General features: G+C 56.1%; 13 protein-coding genes. 7 read left to right on the forward strand and 6 right to left on the reverse strand.

The features are described from left to right. The first annotated feature begins 44 nt into the window (after window positions 1–44). Window positions 45–893, forward strand: a complete 849-nt coding sequence (locus AAC637_RS06080) for an urea carboxylase-associated family protein (RefSeq protein WP_340302747.1) — start codon at window positions 45–47, stop codon at window positions 891–893. A 178-nt stretch (window positions 894–1,071) separates the two neighbouring features. After that, complete coding sequence (locus tag AAC637_RS06085) at window positions 1,072–2,256, forward strand: type III PLP-dependent enzyme (RefSeq protein WP_340302748.1); 1,185 nt, start codon at window positions 1,072–1,074, stop codon at window positions 2,254–2,256. Window positions 2,257–2,293: 37 nt separating this feature from the next. Here AAC637_RS06085 and AAC637_RS06090 read toward each other — a convergent pair whose 3' ends face one another. Both AAC637_RS06090 and AAC637_RS06095 read right to left on the reverse strand, forming a co-directional pair. Next, a complete protein-coding gene (locus AAC637_RS06090) occupies window positions 2,294–2,602 on the reverse strand; it encodes an H-NS histone family protein (protein WP_340302749.1) in 309 nt (102 codons plus the stop codon). Between the two features lie 122 nt (window positions 2,603–2,724). Then, entirely contained in the window at window positions 2,725–4,692 is a 1,968-nt protein-coding gene (locus tag AAC637_RS06095) for a protein meaA (RefSeq protein ID WP_340302750.1), read from the reverse strand. Window positions 4,693–5,040: 348 nt separating this feature from the next. Between AAC637_RS06095 and ccrA the strand changes: the two genes are divergently transcribed. Continuing rightward, window positions 5,041–6,336 (forward strand): crotonyl-CoA carboxylase/reductase, encoded by a 1,296-nt coding sequence (gene ccrA / locus AAC637_RS06100; protein ID WP_340302751.1) that lies wholly within the window; start codon window positions 5,041–5,043, stop codon window positions 6,334–6,336. A 51-nt stretch (window positions 6,337–6,387) separates the two neighbouring features. On the opposite strand, the gene rpe is transcribed toward ccrA, so the two are convergent. Then, window positions 6,388–7,074, reverse strand: coding sequence for a ribulose-phosphate 3-epimerase (gene rpe / locus AAC637_RS06105; RefSeq protein ID WP_340302752.1), 687 nt, complete (start codon window positions 7,072–7,074; stop codon window positions 6,388–6,390). 133 nt (window positions 7,075–7,207) lie between these two features. Here rpe and deoC point away from each other — a divergent pair, with 133 nt between their 5' ends. The 3 genes from deoC to AAC637_RS06120 are packed head-to-tail and all read left to right on the forward strand — an operon-like array spanning window position 7,208 to window position 11,712. After that, window positions 7,208–8,221 carry a deoxyribose-phosphate aldolase gene (gene deoC, locus AAC637_RS06110; RefSeq protein ID WP_340302753.1) on the forward strand — a complete coding sequence of 338 codons (1,014 nt, stop codon included), beginning with the start codon at window positions 7,208–7,210 and terminating at the stop codon, window positions 8,219–8,221. A gap of 8 nt (window positions 8,222–8,229) precedes the next feature. Continuing rightward, complete coding sequence (locus AAC637_RS06115) at window positions 8,230–10,593, forward strand: aldehyde dehydrogenase family protein (protein ID WP_340302754.1); 2,364 nt, start codon at window positions 8,230–8,232, stop codon at window positions 10,591–10,593. 15 nt (window positions 10,594–10,608) lie between these two features. After that, entirely contained in the window at window positions 10,609–11,712 is a 1,104-nt protein-coding gene (locus tag AAC637_RS06120; protein ID WP_340302755.1) for a pyridoxal phosphate-dependent aminotransferase, read from the forward strand. A gap of 1 nt (window position 11,713) precedes the next feature. Here AAC637_RS06120 and AAC637_RS06125 read toward each other — a convergent pair whose 3' ends face one another. Beyond that, the gene (locus AAC637_RS06125; protein WP_340302756.1) at window positions 11,714–12,919 is read right to left on the reverse strand and encodes a pyridoxal-phosphate-dependent aminotransferase family protein; all 1,206 of its coding nucleotides are present in this window, start codon (window positions 12,917–12,919) and stop codon (window positions 11,714–11,716) included. Window positions 12,920–13,056: 137 nt separating this feature from the next. Between AAC637_RS06125 and ygfZ the strand changes: the two genes are divergently transcribed. Next, window positions 13,057–13,818, forward strand: coding sequence for a CAF17-like 4Fe-4S cluster assembly/insertion protein YgfZ (gene ygfZ / locus AAC637_RS06130; protein ID WP_340302757.1), 762 nt, complete (start codon window positions 13,057–13,059; stop codon window positions 13,816–13,818). On the opposite strand, the gene yghU is transcribed toward ygfZ, so the two are convergent. Beyond that, a complete protein-coding gene (yghU, locus tag AAC637_RS06135) occupies window positions 13,819–14,682 on the reverse strand; it encodes a glutathione-dependent disulfide-bond oxidoreductase (RefSeq protein WP_317656471.1) in 864 nt (287 codons plus the stop codon). 78 nt (window positions 14,683–14,760) lie between these two features. Further along, on the reverse strand, window positions 14,761–17,676 hold the full coding sequence (gene ileS, locus AAC637_RS06140; protein ID WP_340302758.1) for an isoleucine--tRNA ligase: 2,916 nt from the start codon (window positions 17,674–17,676) through the stop codon (window positions 14,761–14,763). Window positions 17,677–17,831 lie beyond the last annotated feature (155 nt).

The following is a 17,831-nucleotide window of genomic DNA, read 5'->3' on the forward strand; positions in this document are numbered from 1 at the left end:
CACTGTGAAATTACAACTGCCCAAGTAATGCAGGAGGGAGCACTATGACAGACCATATAACGGCCCCAAACGATGCCGAGGCGCGCCGCACGGTGGCGCCTGTGATCTGCTATCCCACCGACAGCCTGCCCGCGCCCGACCCCGTCCGTATGGCGCGCGCGCGCAAGCATTGGCGCAAAACGGCCGAGGTGCTGATCCCCCCGCGCGAAGCGGCCTGTTTCGAGGTGAAGGCAGGGCAATCCTTCCGCATCTCCCTGCCGCAAGGGGCACAGGTGGGGGATCTCAACCTATGGAATGCGCATGACCTGTCCGAGCGGTTCTTTTCGGGCAAAACCCGCGCCATCCATGGTAGCCATGTCAGCACGGGCCACACGCTTTATTCCAACCTTCCGCATCTGCGCGCCATGGCCCTGATCCTTGAGGATAGTTTGGCGTGGTATGGGCGCGATGATTTTGGCGGCGCGGTGCATGATGTGATCGGCACGCGCTGCGACCCCTATACGCATAACCTGCTGTCTGGCGGGCAGTATCACCACTGCTGTCATTCCAACCTGACCCGCGCGCTGGCCTCACATCGCGGCCTATCTTTGACCGAGGCCGAGATGGCGGTGCATGACGTGCTCAACGTGTTTATGTGCACAGGGTTCACCCGTGATACGGGCCAATATTTCATGAAGGCCACGCCCGCGCGCGCGGGGGATCATCTCGATTTCCTTGCCGAGATGGATCTTTTGGGTGCGCTCTCTGCCTGTCCGGGTGGGGATTGCGGGGCGGAGCATTCCTCTGACAGCGCCACCTGCCACCCGATGTTGGTGGAGGTGTTTGACAGCGAGTTGACCGCTGATTTTACCCCCCGCCCCGCCAATGGTTACGACCGCAGCCATGGTTTGTGAGGCGGGCTGCAAAAAACTTCTTGCTATTTGATCGCAGGTGATGCAAACGCCCGCGCACAGACGCCAACGCACGCGCCTCTGGCGAGGTGGGCTAGCACCCACGCGGTTAATGTAGCGACGGTAACGTCTCCCTTGGAACGTCTGGTCGAGTTTCGGCCCATGTCTATTGGAGATGCCTATGAATGCTACATTTGCCGAGCCTTCGGTTTGCGAAGCTATTTCTCAACCCGTTGATCCCGATGCCCGTCTGTTGGGCTATATCCGCAGCACAAGCTTTGATCGCCCAACCCTTGTTCTGGATCTTGAGCGGATCGAAGCACAGTATCACGCACTCAAAGCGGGCTTGGGCCATGCGGATATTCATTACGCGGTCAAAGCCAATCCTGCGCCTGAAATCTTGGCCCGTCTTGTAGGTCTTGGCGCGCATTTTGACGCGGCCTCTCGCGCCGAGATTGAGGCCTGCTTGGCCCATAGCGCGCGGCCTGCGCATATCTCATATGGCAACACGATTAAGCGGCCTGCCGATATTGCCTATGCCCATGCGCAAGGAATCACACTCTTTGCCGCCGATGCGGTGGAAGAGTTGGACAAAATTGCGGCCCATGCCCCAAATGCCCAGGTCTATATCCGCGTGATTGTCGAAGCCTCGGGTGCCGATTGGCCGCTGACACGCAAATTTGGCACAAGCCGCGAGACTGTATTGGGCCTGATCGAGCACGCCCACGCGGTTGGTTTGACCCCGCGCGGCCTGTCCTTCCATGTGGGCAGCCAGACCCGTGATCCGATGATGTGGGCTGATACACTTGATCAGATTGCCGCCGTTTGGCACGCCGCGCAAGCCGCAGGGCATGGTTTGGACTTGCTCAATATCGGGGGCGGTTTCCCCGCATTTTACGGCGATGACATCCCACACCCCACCGCATATGCCCGCGCCGTTATGGATCAGGTTCACGCCCGCTTTGGGGATGTGGCGCAGATCATGGCCGAGCCTGGCCGCGGTCTGGTCGGTGAGGCGGGCATGATCGCCGCAGAGGTGCTGCTTGTCTCGCGCAAATCAACCGATGACCTATGCCGTTGGGTTTATCTTGATATTGGCAAATTCTCAGGCCTTGCCGAGACAATGGATGAGGCGATCCGTTATCAATTCATCACAGAGCGTGACCACGAAGTCACGGGCCCCTGCATTCTTGCAGGCCCATCTTGTGACAGCGCGGATGTTCTCTATGAAAAGCGGCCCATGCAATTGCCGCTTGGGCTGAAGGGCGGAGATAAAATCATTATCCGCGCCTGCGGGGCCTATACATCAACCTATGCATCCGTAGGATTTAATGGCTTTCCACCTTTAGATGTGGTTGCCATTTAAAAGAAAAAGCCGCCCATTTTGGGCGGCTTTATTCAATTTAGATCGCTAGATCATCCAAAGATTTTCCAGAATTCAACGCGTCCACAACCCAAAGGGGTTTGCGGCCACGGCCCGTCCATGTTTGGTCAGGATTGCTGGGGTTAAGATAGCGTGGCGCAACTTTAGCACCCGCTTTACGACCGCCCAACACCTCTTCAAGGCTAAACCCAAATTCTTGCGCCGCTTTTTGGGCTGCAATCAGGGCTTCTTTCTTTTTCCGTTTATCAAAATCTTTAATTGCCGCTGAGACATCTTTTTGAAGTGCGACAAGCTCATCTTTCGACATTTTTGAAAGAACAATAGACATAATGCCTCCAACCCGTTTGGAATTTCAAACTAGCAGAAGGATTAAGCCTGTAATTATATATTGGCAACAGGAATATATTTAATGCGCGCGCTATAATTATTGAAAATATAGCACGTTATTATTTACTCAGCCGCAACGGAACATGGTTCAACCAAGGCCACGATATCAAACATAATACGATTTAATTCGAAATCCTTGGGTGTATAAACCCGTGCCACACCCATAGACAAAAGGCGCTTTTCATCCGCCTCTGGGATAATCCCGCCGACAACCACAGGCAAATGTCCCAATCCTGCAGCCTCTAAATGCCCCATCAATTGCTCGACCAGAGGCACGTGGCTGCCTGATAGGATCGACAGGCCAATAACATGGGGTTCTTCCGCAAGGGCCGCTTGAACGATTTCCTCGGGCGTCAGGCGGATACCCTCATAGCTGATATCCATTCCACAATCGCGCGCGCGGAAGGCGATTTGTTCCGCCCCGTTGGAATGCCCATCAAGTCCGGGCTTGCCCACCATAAACTTAAGACGGCGGCCCAGTTTATCGCTGACCGCATCCACGGCGGCACGGATATCCTCCAGACCTTCGGTTTTGTTCGACACAGATTTCGAAACACCCGTTGGGCCACGGTATTGACCATGCACGGCGCGCATGACCTCGGCCCATTCGCCAGTCGTCACGCCTGCTTTTGCGGCGTCAATCGAGGCGGGCATGACATTGCGCCCTGCAGTTGCATCATCGCACAATCGCGCCAAAGCTGCCTCGACAGCGGCGCTATCACGTGCGGCGCGCCACGCAGTAAGGCGCCCGATTTGGTCGGCCTCGACGGCAGGATCAACAACCATGATCCCGCCCTCTTCATCGACCAAAGGCGAAGACTCTGATTGCGTAAAGCGGTTGACGCCGACAACAGTGGTGTAGCCCCGCTCAATCCCCCCCACACGGTCAGCATTCGCTTCGACCAAACGCGCTTTCATGTAATCAATCGCCATGATCGCGCCGCCCATCGAGTCGAGATTGGCCAATTCGGCCCGCGCACCTGATTTCAATTCCTCAACCTTGGCATCCACCACAGGGTTGCCGTCAAAAAGGTCGCCATATTCCAACAAATCGGTTTCATAGGCCATGATCTGCTGCATCCGCATCGACCATTGCTGATCCCATGGGCGCGGCAGGCCCAAGGCCTCATTCCATGCAGGCAATTGCACCGCCCGCGCGCGGGCGCGTCTCGACAATGTCACGGCGAGCATCTCAATCAGGATGCGATAGACATTATTTTCAGGCTGCTGCTCTGTCAGACCGAGAGAGTTCACCTGAACCCCATATCGGAAGCGGCGAAATTTAGGGTCTTCCACGCCATAGCGCTGTTCTAAAATTTCATCCCAGAGATCAACAAAAGCGCGCATCTTGCACATCTCGGTCACAAAACGGATGCCCGCATTCACAAAAAAGGAGATGCGACCACAAAGTGCGGGGAAATCTTCTGCTGCCACGCGGGGCTTTAGCGCATCAAGAACCGCAATCCCTGTCGCAAGGGCGAATGCCAGTTCTTGCTCGGGTGTCGCACCCGCCTCTTGCAGGTGATACGAGCAGACATTCATCGGATTCCATTTTGGCACATGCGTATAACAATACTCAGCCACATCTGCGATCATCCGCAGAGACGGCGCAGGGGGGCAAATATATGTCCCGCGCGACAGGTATTCTTTGATGAGATCGTTTTGCACTGTGCCTTGAAGGGCCGCCACCTCGGCGCCCTGCTCCTCAGCCACCGCGATATAGAGCGCTAAAAGCCAAGGCGCAGTCGCGTTAATGGTCATTGAGGTGTTCATCTGCTCCAGTGGGATATTCTCAAATAGGGTGCGCATATCACCCAAATGGCTGACGGGCACGCCGACCTTACCCACCTCACCGCGCGCAAGCGCATGGTCGCTGTCATATCCCGTTTGGGTAGGCAAATCGAAGGCAACGGATAGGCCCGTCTGGCCTTTGGCCAGATTGCTCCGATACAGCGCGTTCGAGGCTTTGGCAGTAGAATGACCCGCATAGGTGCGGATCAACCAAGGCTTATCTTTCTGCATCTCGGCCATCAGCGCCCTCCAGATTCGTATTTAGCAATATCCTTACTTAAATAGAGGTATATGGAAAACTTTATGTCTCTGTCAATTCGCTGCAATGCAGAATAAAGGTACGCGCCCATCGGCCGAAAATAATTTATAATAAAATCAACATATTAACGAATATCTGCCTATGATCTTGGCAAGCTGATGCGACTAAAAAAGCGAGAATTCACATTATGTGAGACATTTTATTTCTCAAAATTTGTATTTTTATTTGAATTGTTGCGCAGCACTTGATATTCAATGCTGCAATAGCACATCAGCGATTCCGCATCGCAGCACCATACGCCCCCTGGGGCGCAATTTACGGAGGCCCCAATGGCTTTGGACAGCAATCAGACGCCCCTCCACTACGAGGCGCCCGAAAAAGACCTCTATGATATGGGCGAGATGCCTCCAATGGGATATGTGCCGCCAAAAATGCACGCATGGGCCATCCGGAAAGAGCGCCACGGCACGCCCGACAAAGCATTTCAGCTTGAGGTCGTAGAAACACCCAGCATCGACAGCCAAGAAGTTTTGGTTTTGGTTATGGCTGCGGGTGTGAACTATAACGGCGTTTGGGCGGGCTTGGGTCAACCGATTAGCCCCTTCGATGGGCATGGCGCCCCCTATCACATCGCTGGCTCTGATGCCGCAGGCATTGTTTGGGCCGTTGGCGACAAAGTGAAATCTTGGAAAGTTGGGGACGAGGTCGTCATCCACTGCAACCAAGATGACGGGGATGACGAAGAATGTAATGGCGGTGATCCAATGTTCTCGCCGACACAGCGCATTTGGGGCTATGAAACCCCCGACGGGTCATTCGCCCAGTTTACCCGTGTGCAGGCTCAGCAGTTAATGCCACGCCCCAAGCATCTGACTTGGGAAGAATCCGCGTGCTACACTCTGACCCTCGCCACGGCCTATCGTATGCTGTTTGGCCATCACCCGCATGAGTTAAAACCTGGCCAGAATGTTCTGGTCTGGGGGGCATCAGGTGGGCTTGGTGTCTATGCCATTCAGTTGATCAACACCGCAGGCGCGAATGCGATTGGCGTCATCTCAGATGAAAGCAAGCGCGACTACGTCCTCAGCCTTGGCGCAAAAGGTGTGATCAATCGCAAGGAATTTGACTGCTGGGGTCAAATGCCCAAGGTGAACACCCCAGAATATAACGCGTGGCTAAAAGAGGCCCGCCGTTTTGGCAAAGCAATTTGGGACATCACTGGCAAAGGCGTGAATGTCGATATGGTGTTTGAGCACCCAGGTGAATCGACCTTCGCCGTCTCAACTCTCGTGTGCAAAAAGGGCGGCATGGTTGTTATCTGTGCGGGCACGACAGGGTTCAACTGCACCTTTGATGTGCGCTATATGTGGATGCATCAAAAGCGCTTGCAGGGCAGCCACTTTGCCCATCTTAAGCAAGCTGCAGCTGCAAATCGCCTAATGTGCGAGCGCCGTCTTGATCCGTGTATGTCCGAGGTCATGCCATGGGCCGAGTTGCCCGATGCGCATGGCAAAATGCTAAACAACCAACACAAGCCCGGCAATATGTCCGTGTTGGTTCAAGCCCCCCGCACAGGCCTGCGCACCTTGGAAGATGTGCTTGAGGCGGGCCCCAATAAAGCATAGCCACTCTTTTAGACAACCCAATCCAAAGGCGCGCAGTTTGGCGCGCCTTTTTTATTGCGCGGATGCGGCTGCTTTTCGGATAGACGCGATATTGTCGCCGTAAAGCTCAGGGCGATCAACCGAGCCGCCCTTGAAAACGGCTGAGCCTGCAACCAACACATCCGCGCCCACGGCAGCCACCAGTGGAGCGGTTACGGGATCAACGCCCCCATCGATCTCAATATGGATCGGACGATCCCCGATCATCGCGCGCAGACGCGAGATTTTGTCCGTCAGATCAATAAATTTCTGTCCGCCAAAGCCTGGGTTGACCGTCATAACGCAAACCAAATCACACAAATCCAAAAGATGCGCGACACTGTCGGCGGGTGTTCCAGGGTTCAATGCCACCCCAGCTTTCATGCCTGCACCACGAATGGCCTGCAGCGTGCGGTGAATATGCGGGCCCGCCTCAATATGCGCGGTCAAAATATCTGCCCCTGCATCCGCATAGGCATCAATATAAGGGTCAACAGGCGCGATCATCAGATGCACATCCATGACCGTTTTCACATGAGGCCGAAAGGCCTTCACCGCAGGCGGGCCAAAGGTGAGGTTCGGCACGAAATGCCCATCCATGACATCAATATGCACCCAATCCGCCCCTTGCGCCTCAATGGCGCGGATCTCTGCACCAAAATTGGCAAAATCTGCAGAGAGAATAGACGGGGCGATTTTTATCGAGCGATCAAAGGACATCGGGCAGGGCTTTCAAAAGTTTGGGCTAAAGCGTCGTCTCTCCCTTAACGCTCAATTCTACCCCTGTCACCACCTTGCCAAGCATCGCCGCGCGTGTAAGCGTAAGAGCTGACTGTATGAGTGACGCCAAAACATGACCCAAACCACCAAAACTTTTGCCGCAACGGGCCACCAGACGGGCCATGCGCAGCTGCCGCAATTGCACCTTCCCCGCAACGAGGGAATGGCGCTAGACCTTGATTGGGTTGCGCGCGCGACAGCAAATCGATCTGCAATTGAACGGCGCGCAGCCACAATTGGCACAAGGCGCAGCGTGAAAAAGGCATATCAAACAGCATGGCTTGCCCGCGCCGTAACGATGATAGACCTGACCACATTGTCAGGCGATGACACCAAGGCGCGGGTGGCGCGGCTTTGTGAAAAGGCCAAGCAGCCCGTGCGCGCAGATGTGCTAGAGCGTCTGGGACTGCCGCAGATCACAGTGGGGGCGGTCTGCGTCTTTCACGACATGGTCGAGCCCGCGCTTAAGGCGCTTGAGGGCAGCGGCATCCCTGTGGCAGCGGTATCCACAGGTTTTCCTGCGGGCCTCTCACCCTTTCATCTGCGGGTGGCGGAAATCAAGGAAAGCGTAGCCGCGGGCGCGCAGGAAATCGATATTGTGATTTCACGCCGCCACGTCCTCGAGGGGAATTGGCAGGCTCTTTATGACGAGATGCGAGAGTTTCGCACCGCTTGCGGCGCGGCTCATGTCAAAGCGATCTTAGCCACGGGTGAGCTTGGTACATTGCGCAATGTCGCGCGCGCAAGCCTCGTTTGCATGATGGCGGGCGCAGATTTCATCAAGACCTCAACAGGTAAGGAAGCGGTCAATGCCACCCTACCCGTCAGCCTGACCATGATCCGCGCAATCCGCGCTTATGAGGCGCGCACAGGGTTTAAGGTCGGCTATAAACCCGCAGGCGGCATTTCCAAAGCGAAGGACGCGCTGACCTACCTGGCGCTGATGAAAGAAGAATTGGGACAAGCTTGGATGTCTGCGCAGCTTTTCCGCTTTGGCACGTCATCTCTTCTTGGTGATATTGAACGCCAACTCGAACACCAAGCCACGGGTGCTTATTCCGCCCGTTACAATCACCCGATGGCCTGAGGCAGATCATGAATATAACCGAAATTTTCGAAACCATGGACTATGGCACCGCGCCCGAAGCCGATACTGAGGCGCGCGCATGGATTGCGGGGCATCATGGCCAGTTTGGACATTTCATCAATGGCAGCTTCACTAAGGGCCAAGATCATTTCGAAACCCGCAATCCTGCCCGCGGTGAGGTTCTGGCGCATATCGCGCAAGCAACTGAAACCGAGATAGACACGGCCATTAGCGCGGCACAAAAGGCCTTTGGGCCATGGTCACGGCTCAGCGATCATGCGCGTGCGCGCTACCTTTATGCTTTGGCGCGGGCTTTGCAAAAACACAGTCGCCTCTTTGCAGTTCTCGAAACTCTCGACAATGGCAAGCCAATACGCGAGGCACGCGATGTCGACATCCCGCTTGCTCAGCGACATTTCTACTATCATGCAGGCCTCGCCCAATTGCGCGGAACTGTGGCCGAAGACCATCAACCGCTTGGCGTTTGTGGGCAAATCATACCTTGGAACTTTCCGCTTTTGATGCTCGCGTGGAAAATTGCCCCTGCCTTGGCCGCGGGCAATACGGTTGTGTTAAAGCCCGCGGAATTCACCCCGTTGACCGCCCTTTTGTTCGCAGAAATCTGTCAGGAGGTTGGCCTGCCCAAAGGTGTTGTGAATATCATAACAGGGGATGGCACGGCGGGCGCCTATTTGGCCGCGCATGCAGGTATCGACAAATTAGCCTTCACAGGCTCAACCGAAGTTGGGCGCAAAATTTATCAAGCCCGCGCAGGATCAGGCACGAAACTCAGCCTCGAATTGGGCGGCAAATCGCCTTTCATCGTCTTTGATGATGCCGATCACGACAGCGCTGTTGAGGGCTTGGTTGATGCGATTTGGTTCAATCAAGGGCAGGTCTGTTGCGCGGGGTCACGCCTGTTGGTGCAGGACAGCGTGGCCGATGAGGTCTATGCCAAAATTCGGGCGCGGATGGCGAAACTGCGCGTGGGTGATCCGCTGGATAAATCCATCGACATCGGCGCGATGGTTGATGACAGCCAAGCCACCCGCGTGCGCGACATGGTGGCGGGTGTTGATGCATTCAGCCCTGAATGTGTCTTGCCTGAGACAGGCTGCTTTTTGCCGCCCATGCTGATCACCGATCTTGGCACCGCCCACCCCCTGATGCAGGAAGAAATTTTTGGCCCCGTTCTTGTGGCCGCGCGGTTTCGCACCCCTGAGGAGGCTGTGAGCCTTGCCAATAACACGCGTTACGGCCTTGCCGCGTCAATCTGGAGCGAGAATATCAGCCTTGCGCTTGATATTGCCCCGAAATTGGCAGCGGGTGTTGTCTGGGTCAATGGCACCAATATGTTTGACGCTGCCGCGCCCTTTGGCGGGGTGCGTCAATCAGGGGTTGGTCGTGAAGGTGGGGTTGAGGGGCTGCGCGCCTATATGAAGGCACCGCTTCCCCTGACCAAAATTGAAAAGCCAGTGCGCCACCCCGCCCCTGCAACGCTCAAGCAGGCGAATACACCCGCGATAGACCGCACCGCCAAACTCTACATCGGCGGCAAACAAGCGCGCCCTGATGGCGGCCACGTCATTCCAATTTGGTCAAAATCGGGCGACATGCTTGGCCAATTGGGCCGCGGCAACCGCAAGGATATTCGCAACGCCGTTGAGGCTGCGGAAGCCGCGTCAGGATGGGGCACGATGCCCGCCCATAGTCGCGCGCAAATCCTGTATTACTTCGCCGAAAATTTAGCGGCACGCGGACAGGAATTTGCGGAACGTCTCTGTGATCTCACAGGACAATCCAAAGCCACCGCCAAAGCGGAGGTTGAAACAAGCCTAAGCCGCCTGTTCAGCTATGCCGCATGGGCCGACAAATTCGCAGGCGAAGCGCGGGCCGTGCCCTTGCGCGGCTTGGCGATGGCGCTACGCGAGGCGGTCGGGGTGATCGGCATTATCGCCCCGCAAAACGCCCCGCTCTTGGGCGCAATTTCGCTTCTTGCGCCTGCGGTCGCGATGGGGAACCGCGTGGTTCTCCTGCCCAGTTTGGAAGGTGGTCTTGCGATGACCGATTTCTATCAAGTGCTCGACACATCCGATGTGCCCGCAGGCGTTATCAATATTGTGACGGGCGACCCATCCGAGATGGCCGCAGATTTAGCAGCGCATATGGCCGTTGATGCAATCTGGAATTTCAATGCAAATATAGAGGCGCATCTCATTGATACGAAGGCCTCTCTCAACCTCAAGCGCAGTTGGGGTCTGGCAGGCTTTAAGGGCAAAAGCCTCGATTGGCGGAATCCCGCTTGTGAGGGCGTGGTATTTTTGGAAGAAGCAACTGAAGTCAAAACCGTTTGGGTTCCATACGGGGCCTGAGGATCAAGCCATTTCATGACCAGCCCACGCTACACCAAGCTTATTGATAGCTTGCCTGCAAAAGTGCCGTTTGTCGGCCCCGAGGCGCAAGAACGCGCGCAAGGCTTTGACTTTGTCGCAAGGCTTGGCGCCAATGAAAGTGTTTTTGGCCCTTCACCCAAGGCGATCGCCGCAATGCAGGCCGCAGCGCGCGATGTGTGGATGTATGGCGACCCAGAACTCCATAATTTGCGCCATGCCCTTGCAGCGCACCATAGGGTCGCGCCTGAAAACATCGTGGTAGGCGAAGGGATAGACGGGTTACTTGGATATTTGGTACGGCTGTTGGTGGCCGAGGGGGATCCTGTCGTCACCTCGCTTGGGGCTTACCCCACTTTTCTTTACCATGTCGCGGGGTTCGGCGGGCAGGTTACAGCTGTGCCCTACAAAGAAGATCACGAAGACCCTGAAGCACTGCTTGCGGCGGCGCAGGCGAGCGGTGCAAAGCTGCTTTATCTTGCAAATCCCGACAATCCTATGGGCACATGGCACAAGGCCGAGGCAATCGAACGGCTTGTCGCCGCACTGCCCCCTGAGACGGTGCTGATCTTGGACGAGGCTTATGCCGATACCGCGCCGCAAGAGGCCATTCCTGCGATGGATGTCAGCCATCCCCGCGTGATCCGAATGCGCACCTTCTCCAAGGCCTATGGTCTTGCCGGGCTTCGCGTGGGTTATGCCATCGGCCATCACGAGCTGATCCGTGCCTTTGACAAAATCCGCAACCATTTTGGGATAGGGCGTATCGCACAAGCGGGCGCTTTGGCGGCCCTGAAGGATCAAGATTATCTCAACCTGACCGTTCAGAAAATCACCCAAGCCCGCGCCGAGATTGCCCGTATCGTGCAACAGAATGGTTTAACGCCGCTGCCTTCGGCCACGAATTTCGTGGCGGTGGATTGCAGGCGCGATGGCGCCTATGCAGCTGCGCTTCTTAAAGAGTTGACCAAGCGCGGCGTATTTCTCCGCATGCCCGCGATCGCCCCGCTCAATCGCACAATCCGCATCTCATGCGGGGATGCCGCGATGTTGGCACATCTTGAGGCAGAATTGCCAAAGGCGCTTGCCGCCCTTGGCTAGATCAGCCTGCTTCGCCAATGACCTCAATCGCGGCCTCTAACCCAGTTGGGTCATGCGGGATCTGCATCGCCTTCATGCCCGCTTGCAAACTGCCCAAAAGGCCCAAAACCATATGCGCATTCACATGCCCCATATGGCCGATACGGAAGAAATCAACCGCGCGCGCAGGGTCAGGGCGCAACCCCTGCAACGGGATGCCAAGTGTCACGCCCGCCGTGGCCGTCATCCAATCCCGCATCTTTGCACCATTCCCCGTGCCCATATCCACCGTGGTCACGGCATGCGAGCGTTTCGCAGGATCAGCAATATTGGCCGCAACAGGGCCATTCGCACCCCAACGATCTAAGGCCGCCCATACGGCACGGGCCAAAGTCGCATGGCGCGCCCAAACGGCCTCCAACCCTTCTTCATGCAAGATCATGTCCAAAGCCACACGCAACCCATAGAGGTGATGGGTCGGCGCAGTGCCGTTGAAATATTTGTAAAATTCGGTCGGATTCACACGGGGCCGCCAATCCCAATAGGGCGTCACACAATTGGCCAGTTCCCGCGCTTGATCCGCTTTTTCCGAGAAATAAACAAACCCAATCCCGGGAGGGGTCATCAAACCCTTTTGGCTGCCTGTGACCATCACATCCACACCCCATGCGTCAAATTCAAACGCATCACAGGCGAGGCAGGCGATGTTGTCAGAGAACAACAACGCGGGGTGCCCCGCTGCATCCAAGGTCTGCCGCAGGGCTAAAATATCATTGCGCACACTGCTAGAGGTATCCACCTGCACCGCGAGAACGGCCTTGATCTCATGGGCCTTATCTGCCGCCAAGGCCTCAGCCACGCGGGCCATGTCGATATCGGATTGAGGGCCAAAATCAATAATCTCGCAGTCAATACCCAGACCCGCCGCAAACTCGCCCCATCCAAGGCAGAAGCGCCCCGTGCCAAGCACCAAAATCTTGTCGCCCCGCGACAGCGTGTTGCACAGCGCCGCCTCCCAGACACCATGACCATTGGCAATATAAATCGCCACATTGGCGTTTTGCGCACGACCAACCGCCTTGAGATCAGGGATCAGCCCATGCACCATTTCGACCAACTCGCCAGTATAAATATTCGGCGCGGGACGATGCATGGCCTGCAACACGCGATCAGGAATGACCGAAGGGCCCGGAATGGCAAGATAGTGACGACCATTGGCAAGGCTCATGTAAGTGTCCCTTTGTTGAAATCGGCAAAAAGCAAGGCACAGGCTTTTGCGTCTTTGCGTAATTTCAATTACTCTGGCGGCCTTGGCAAGAGCGCAAGAATGATTAGCTCTCTGGTCAAGATAAGGGAAACAGCGCCATGACCAAAGAGCAGCCACAAAATCGTAAAATCATTGAGGTATCAGGGTCTGACCGCGAGAAATTCTTGCAAGGCTTGACCAGCAATGCCCTCCCTCGAGATACCGAGGGGCTGCGCTACAGCGCAATCCTGAGCCCGCAAGGTAAGTATCTGGCTGATTTTTTCATGCTGAATCGCGGCGATTGCGTTTTGCTTGATGTGGACGGTGATTTGGCCACACCGCTGATGCAGCGTTTGTCGATGTATAAGCTGCGCGCAGATGTGGCGCTGACCCTCTCGGATATGACAGTGGCCGTGGGGCATGGCACCCTGCCAAAAGGGGCATATGCTGATCCACGTGACCCTGCCCTTGGTTGGCGCGCCTATGGCCAGCCTGGCTTGCCCAACTTATGGGATGCAGCAGGATGGAAAACCACGCGCATTGCCCATTTGATCCCTGAACATGGGCGAGAACTGATCCCCAATGACAGCTATATCCTAGAACTTGGATTTGAGCGCCTAAATGGCGTGGATTTCAAAAAAGGGTGCTATGTCGGCCAAGAGGTGACAGCACGGATGAAACACAAGACCGAGTTGCGCAAAGGGCTGGCGCGGGTCACGGTCAGCGGCACAGCTGCGGAAGGCGACCTCATCACCGCGAACGGCCGCGAAATCGGGCAGCTTCATAGCATTTCTGAGGATCAAGCACTGGCGTACTTACGTTTTGACCGCGCCCAAGCTGTTATGCAGGCGGGCGCAGCCGAGTTGCATTTCGCGGAGTAATCACCCGCCGATTTTATCCTGCGTGCGGTTCAGGAAATCATCGGCAGAATGACGCTCGTGCAATTGCCCTTCAAGAGGGCCATAGGTGCGGTTGACCATCGCACCGCGCTGCACAGCAGGGCGGGCATAGAACCGCTCGGCCCAAGCGACCACATTTTTATAGTCATGCACAGAGAGAAACTCGCCCGCGTCATAGGCCTCACCGCGCACAAGGCGGCCATACCATGGGGCAATGGCAATATCGGCAATGGTTATCTCATTGCCCACCATCCAATCGCGCCCTGCAAGATGACGATCAAGCACATCCAACTGGCGCTTCACCTCCATTGCGAAACGATTGATCGGGTATTCTTGCGCAAATGGGGCATAGGCATAGAAATGCCCAAAACCGCCGCCCAAATAGGGCGCGCTTCCCATTTGCCACATGAGCCACGACAAGAGTTCTGGCCGATCCTCTGGGCGGCCCAAGAAGGCGCCAAATTTTTCGGCCAAATGCATCAAAATCGCGCCCGATTCAAAAACGCGCACAGGGGTTTGGCCAGAATAGTCCATTAGCGCAGGAATTTTCGAATTGGGGTTCACATCGGTAAAGCCAGACCCGAATTGATCGCCATCCCCGATACGGATCAGCCACGCGTCATACTCCGCCGCATGACCCGCGGCGAGCAATTCCTCGAACATCACCGTGACCTTTACCCCGTTGGGTGTGGCTAATGAATAAAGCTGAAACGGATGATCGCCCCGCGGCAAATCCTTGTCATGGGTAGGCCCTGCAATCGGGCGGTTCAGACCCGCCCATTTGCCGCCATTCTCCTTGTCCCAAACCCAAACCTTTGGCGGGGTATATGGCGCATTTTCCGACATGATCCGTCCTTCATTTCTTGAACATAAAAAGGACCCTAACCCTTTCGGGTCAGGTTCCAAGTCACGAGATTGCGATTTTCAGGTCAACGCGCTGTCGCAGCGCCCGCAAACATGGGCATTTCTGTGGCTGCACACATCAGGCAGGATCTTCCAACAGCGCGCACATTTTTCGCCATCCGCTTTGGCAAAGACCACACCAACCCCCTCAATTTCGGGCAAAGTGAAGGCATCCGCGGGCATCGCCTCATCGCTCAGCGTCACTGCAGAAGTGATGACCAAATCCTCGAACCGCACGGATTGCAGCGCTGCGCGCATTGCGGCATCTGCCACGTAGATCACAGGCGCGGCTTCCAGGGAGGCCCCAATCACCTTGTCACGGCGCTGCACCTCAAGCGCGGCTGTCACCACGCGGCGCGCACGGCGGATCATCGCCCATTTCGCGGCCAAGTCTGGATCATGCCACGCCGCAGGGGTGTTGGGGAAATCCACCAGATGCACTGAGGCCTCAGGGTCTTTGTTCCGCTCAAGCCAGACCTCCTCCATGGTGAAGGTCAAAATCGGCGCAAGCCAAGTGGTCAGGCGTTGGAATAGGTGATCCAAAACTGTGCGCGCAGCACGGCGTTGCGCAGTATCACCATCACAATAAAGCGCGTCTTTGCGGATATCGAAGTAAAAGGCCGACAAATCAGTGGTCGCAAAATTGAACAGCGCTTGGAACACGCCTTGGAAATCATATTTTGCATAGCCTTCGCGCACGATCCGATCCAACTCTGACAAACGATGCAGGATGAACCGCTCCAACTCGGGCATATCGGAGGCTTCTGTGCGGTCGGTTTCCGTTAAGTCACCCAATGAGCCAAGCATAAACCGCATCGTGTTGCGCAAACGGCGATAGCTGTCGGCCACGTTCTTCAAGATCTCAGGCCCGATGCGCAGATCAGCCGTATAATCTGACTGTGCCACCCATAGGCGCAGAATATCGGCGCCATATTGGTCAATCACCGCCTGCGGCGCGACCGTATTGCCCAAGGATTTGGACATTTTCATGCCCTTCTCATCCAGCGTGAAGCCATGGGTCAGAACACCGCGATAGGGCGCGCGACCGATTGTGCCGCAAGCCTGCAACATCGAGGAATGGAACCACCCGCGATGCTGGTCTGTGCCTTCGAGATAGAGATCGGCAATCCCGTCCTCTGAGCCATCTTCGCGATCCCGCAAGACAAAGGCATGGGTCGAGCCAGAGTCGAACCAAACATCCAAGATATCAAAGACCTGCTCATAGGCATCTGGGTCATATTCATTGCCCAAGAAGCGGGCTTTGGCCCCCTCCTTATACCATGCATCTGCGCCCTCAGCCTCAAAAGCCTCAAGGATGCGGGCATTCACCGCGTCATCGCGCAGCAAGAAATCGGGGTCACTTGGCTGTGCATCTTTTTTGACAAAGCAGCTGAGCGGCACACCCCATGCACGTTGCCGCGACAAAACCCAATCGGGCCGCGCCTCGATCATCGAATGCAGACGATTGCGCCCGGTCTGGGGTGTCCATGTCACCAATTCATCAATCGAGCGCAGCGCGCGTTCGCGGATGGTCTTGCCATAGGTGTCATCCCCGCCAATCTCGCGATCAATGGCTGCAAACCATTGCGGGCGGTTCAGGCGGATCACAGGCGCTTTTGAACGCCAGCTATGTGCGTCCGAGATGGTGATGCGGCGGCGGGCCAGCAGGCCGCCAACCTCAACCAGCTTGTCGATCACGGCCTTATTGGCCTTGCCCGCCTTGCCGTTTTCTTCGATGACGCGAAGCCCTGCAAAGAAGGGCAGATCAGCGCGGAAACTGCTGTCATCCAGAATATTATAGGTCATCTCAAGCCCATGCTTGAGGCCGATTTGATAGTCATCATCCCCGTGACTTGGCGCGGTATGCACGAAACCCGTGCCCGCATCATCGGTGACATGGTCGCCTGCAAAGAGTTTGACCTCAAAATCCCATTCGCCATTCGCGCCCTCAGCCCCATGCAGCGGGTGATGGGTGACAAGCGTGGCCAATTCATCGGCGCTGACGTCACGCAGGCGCGTGTAGTGGCCCGCCTCAAGACGCATGGCCCCAAGCGCATCCTCGGCCAGTTTATCAGCTACAAGATAGCGATCACCAACCTTGGCCCAACATTCGTCAGGGGTCGCGGTGACCTCATAGAGCCCATAGGAAATCGAAGGGCCAAAACAAATCGCGCGGTTTTGCGGAATCGTCCAAGGGGTGGTTGTCCAGATCACGACAAAAGCACCACCAAGCGCGCCAGAATTCTGCACCTTGAACGGCACCCAAATCGCATCGGTCTGGCGGTCGTGATATTCCACTTCCGCTTCGGCCAATGCGGTCTTTTCAACGGGCGACCACATCACGGGCTTCGAGCCTTGGTAAAGCGCGCCGTTCATCAGGAATTTCATAAACTCGCCAGCGATCACCGCCTCGGCGTGGAAATCCATGGTGAGGTATGGCTTGTCCCAATTCCCTGTTACGCCAAGGCGCTTGAACTCCGCGCGCTGCACATCAATCCACCCTTCGGCAAAGCGGCGGCATTCCTGACGAAAATCGACAACGTCAATCTTATCCTTATCTTGGCCTTTGGCGCGATAGGCCTCCTCAATCTTCCATTCGATGGGCAGGCCGTGACAATCCCAACCAGGAATGTAGCGCGCCTCATGGCCCATCATCTGTTGGCTGCGCACAACCATATCCTTCAGCACTTTGTTCAGTGCATGACCGATATGCAGATTACCATTGGCATAGGGGGGGCCATCATGCAGCACGAATGGTGGGCGTGGCGCGCCTGCCTTAGCCGCCTCTGCCGCCTTGTCGCGCAGGCGTTTATATACGCCAATTTTCTCCCAACGGGCCAGCCAATCAGGCTCGCGCTGTGGCAGGCCTGCGCGCATCGGGAAATCAGTTTGGGGAAGGTTCAACGTGTCTTTATAGTCGGGAAGATCGGCACACATGGGAAGGACGTCCTATTGGCTGAAACGGGTCATGGCAGGCCATGACCAATGAGAGGGGAAAGAGCGGCGCGATAGCTCAACACCTTAGTCCCGGCGGCCCTGCTGATCAGAGCGCCGGGCAGATAATTCGTAGGGAAATCTGCGTGTTCATCCGT

This window comes from Roseobacter sp. HKCCD7870, assembly GCF_037830315.1.
Taxonomy (GTDB): Bacteria; Pseudomonadota; Alphaproteobacteria; order Rhodobacterales; family Rhodobacteraceae; genus M30B80.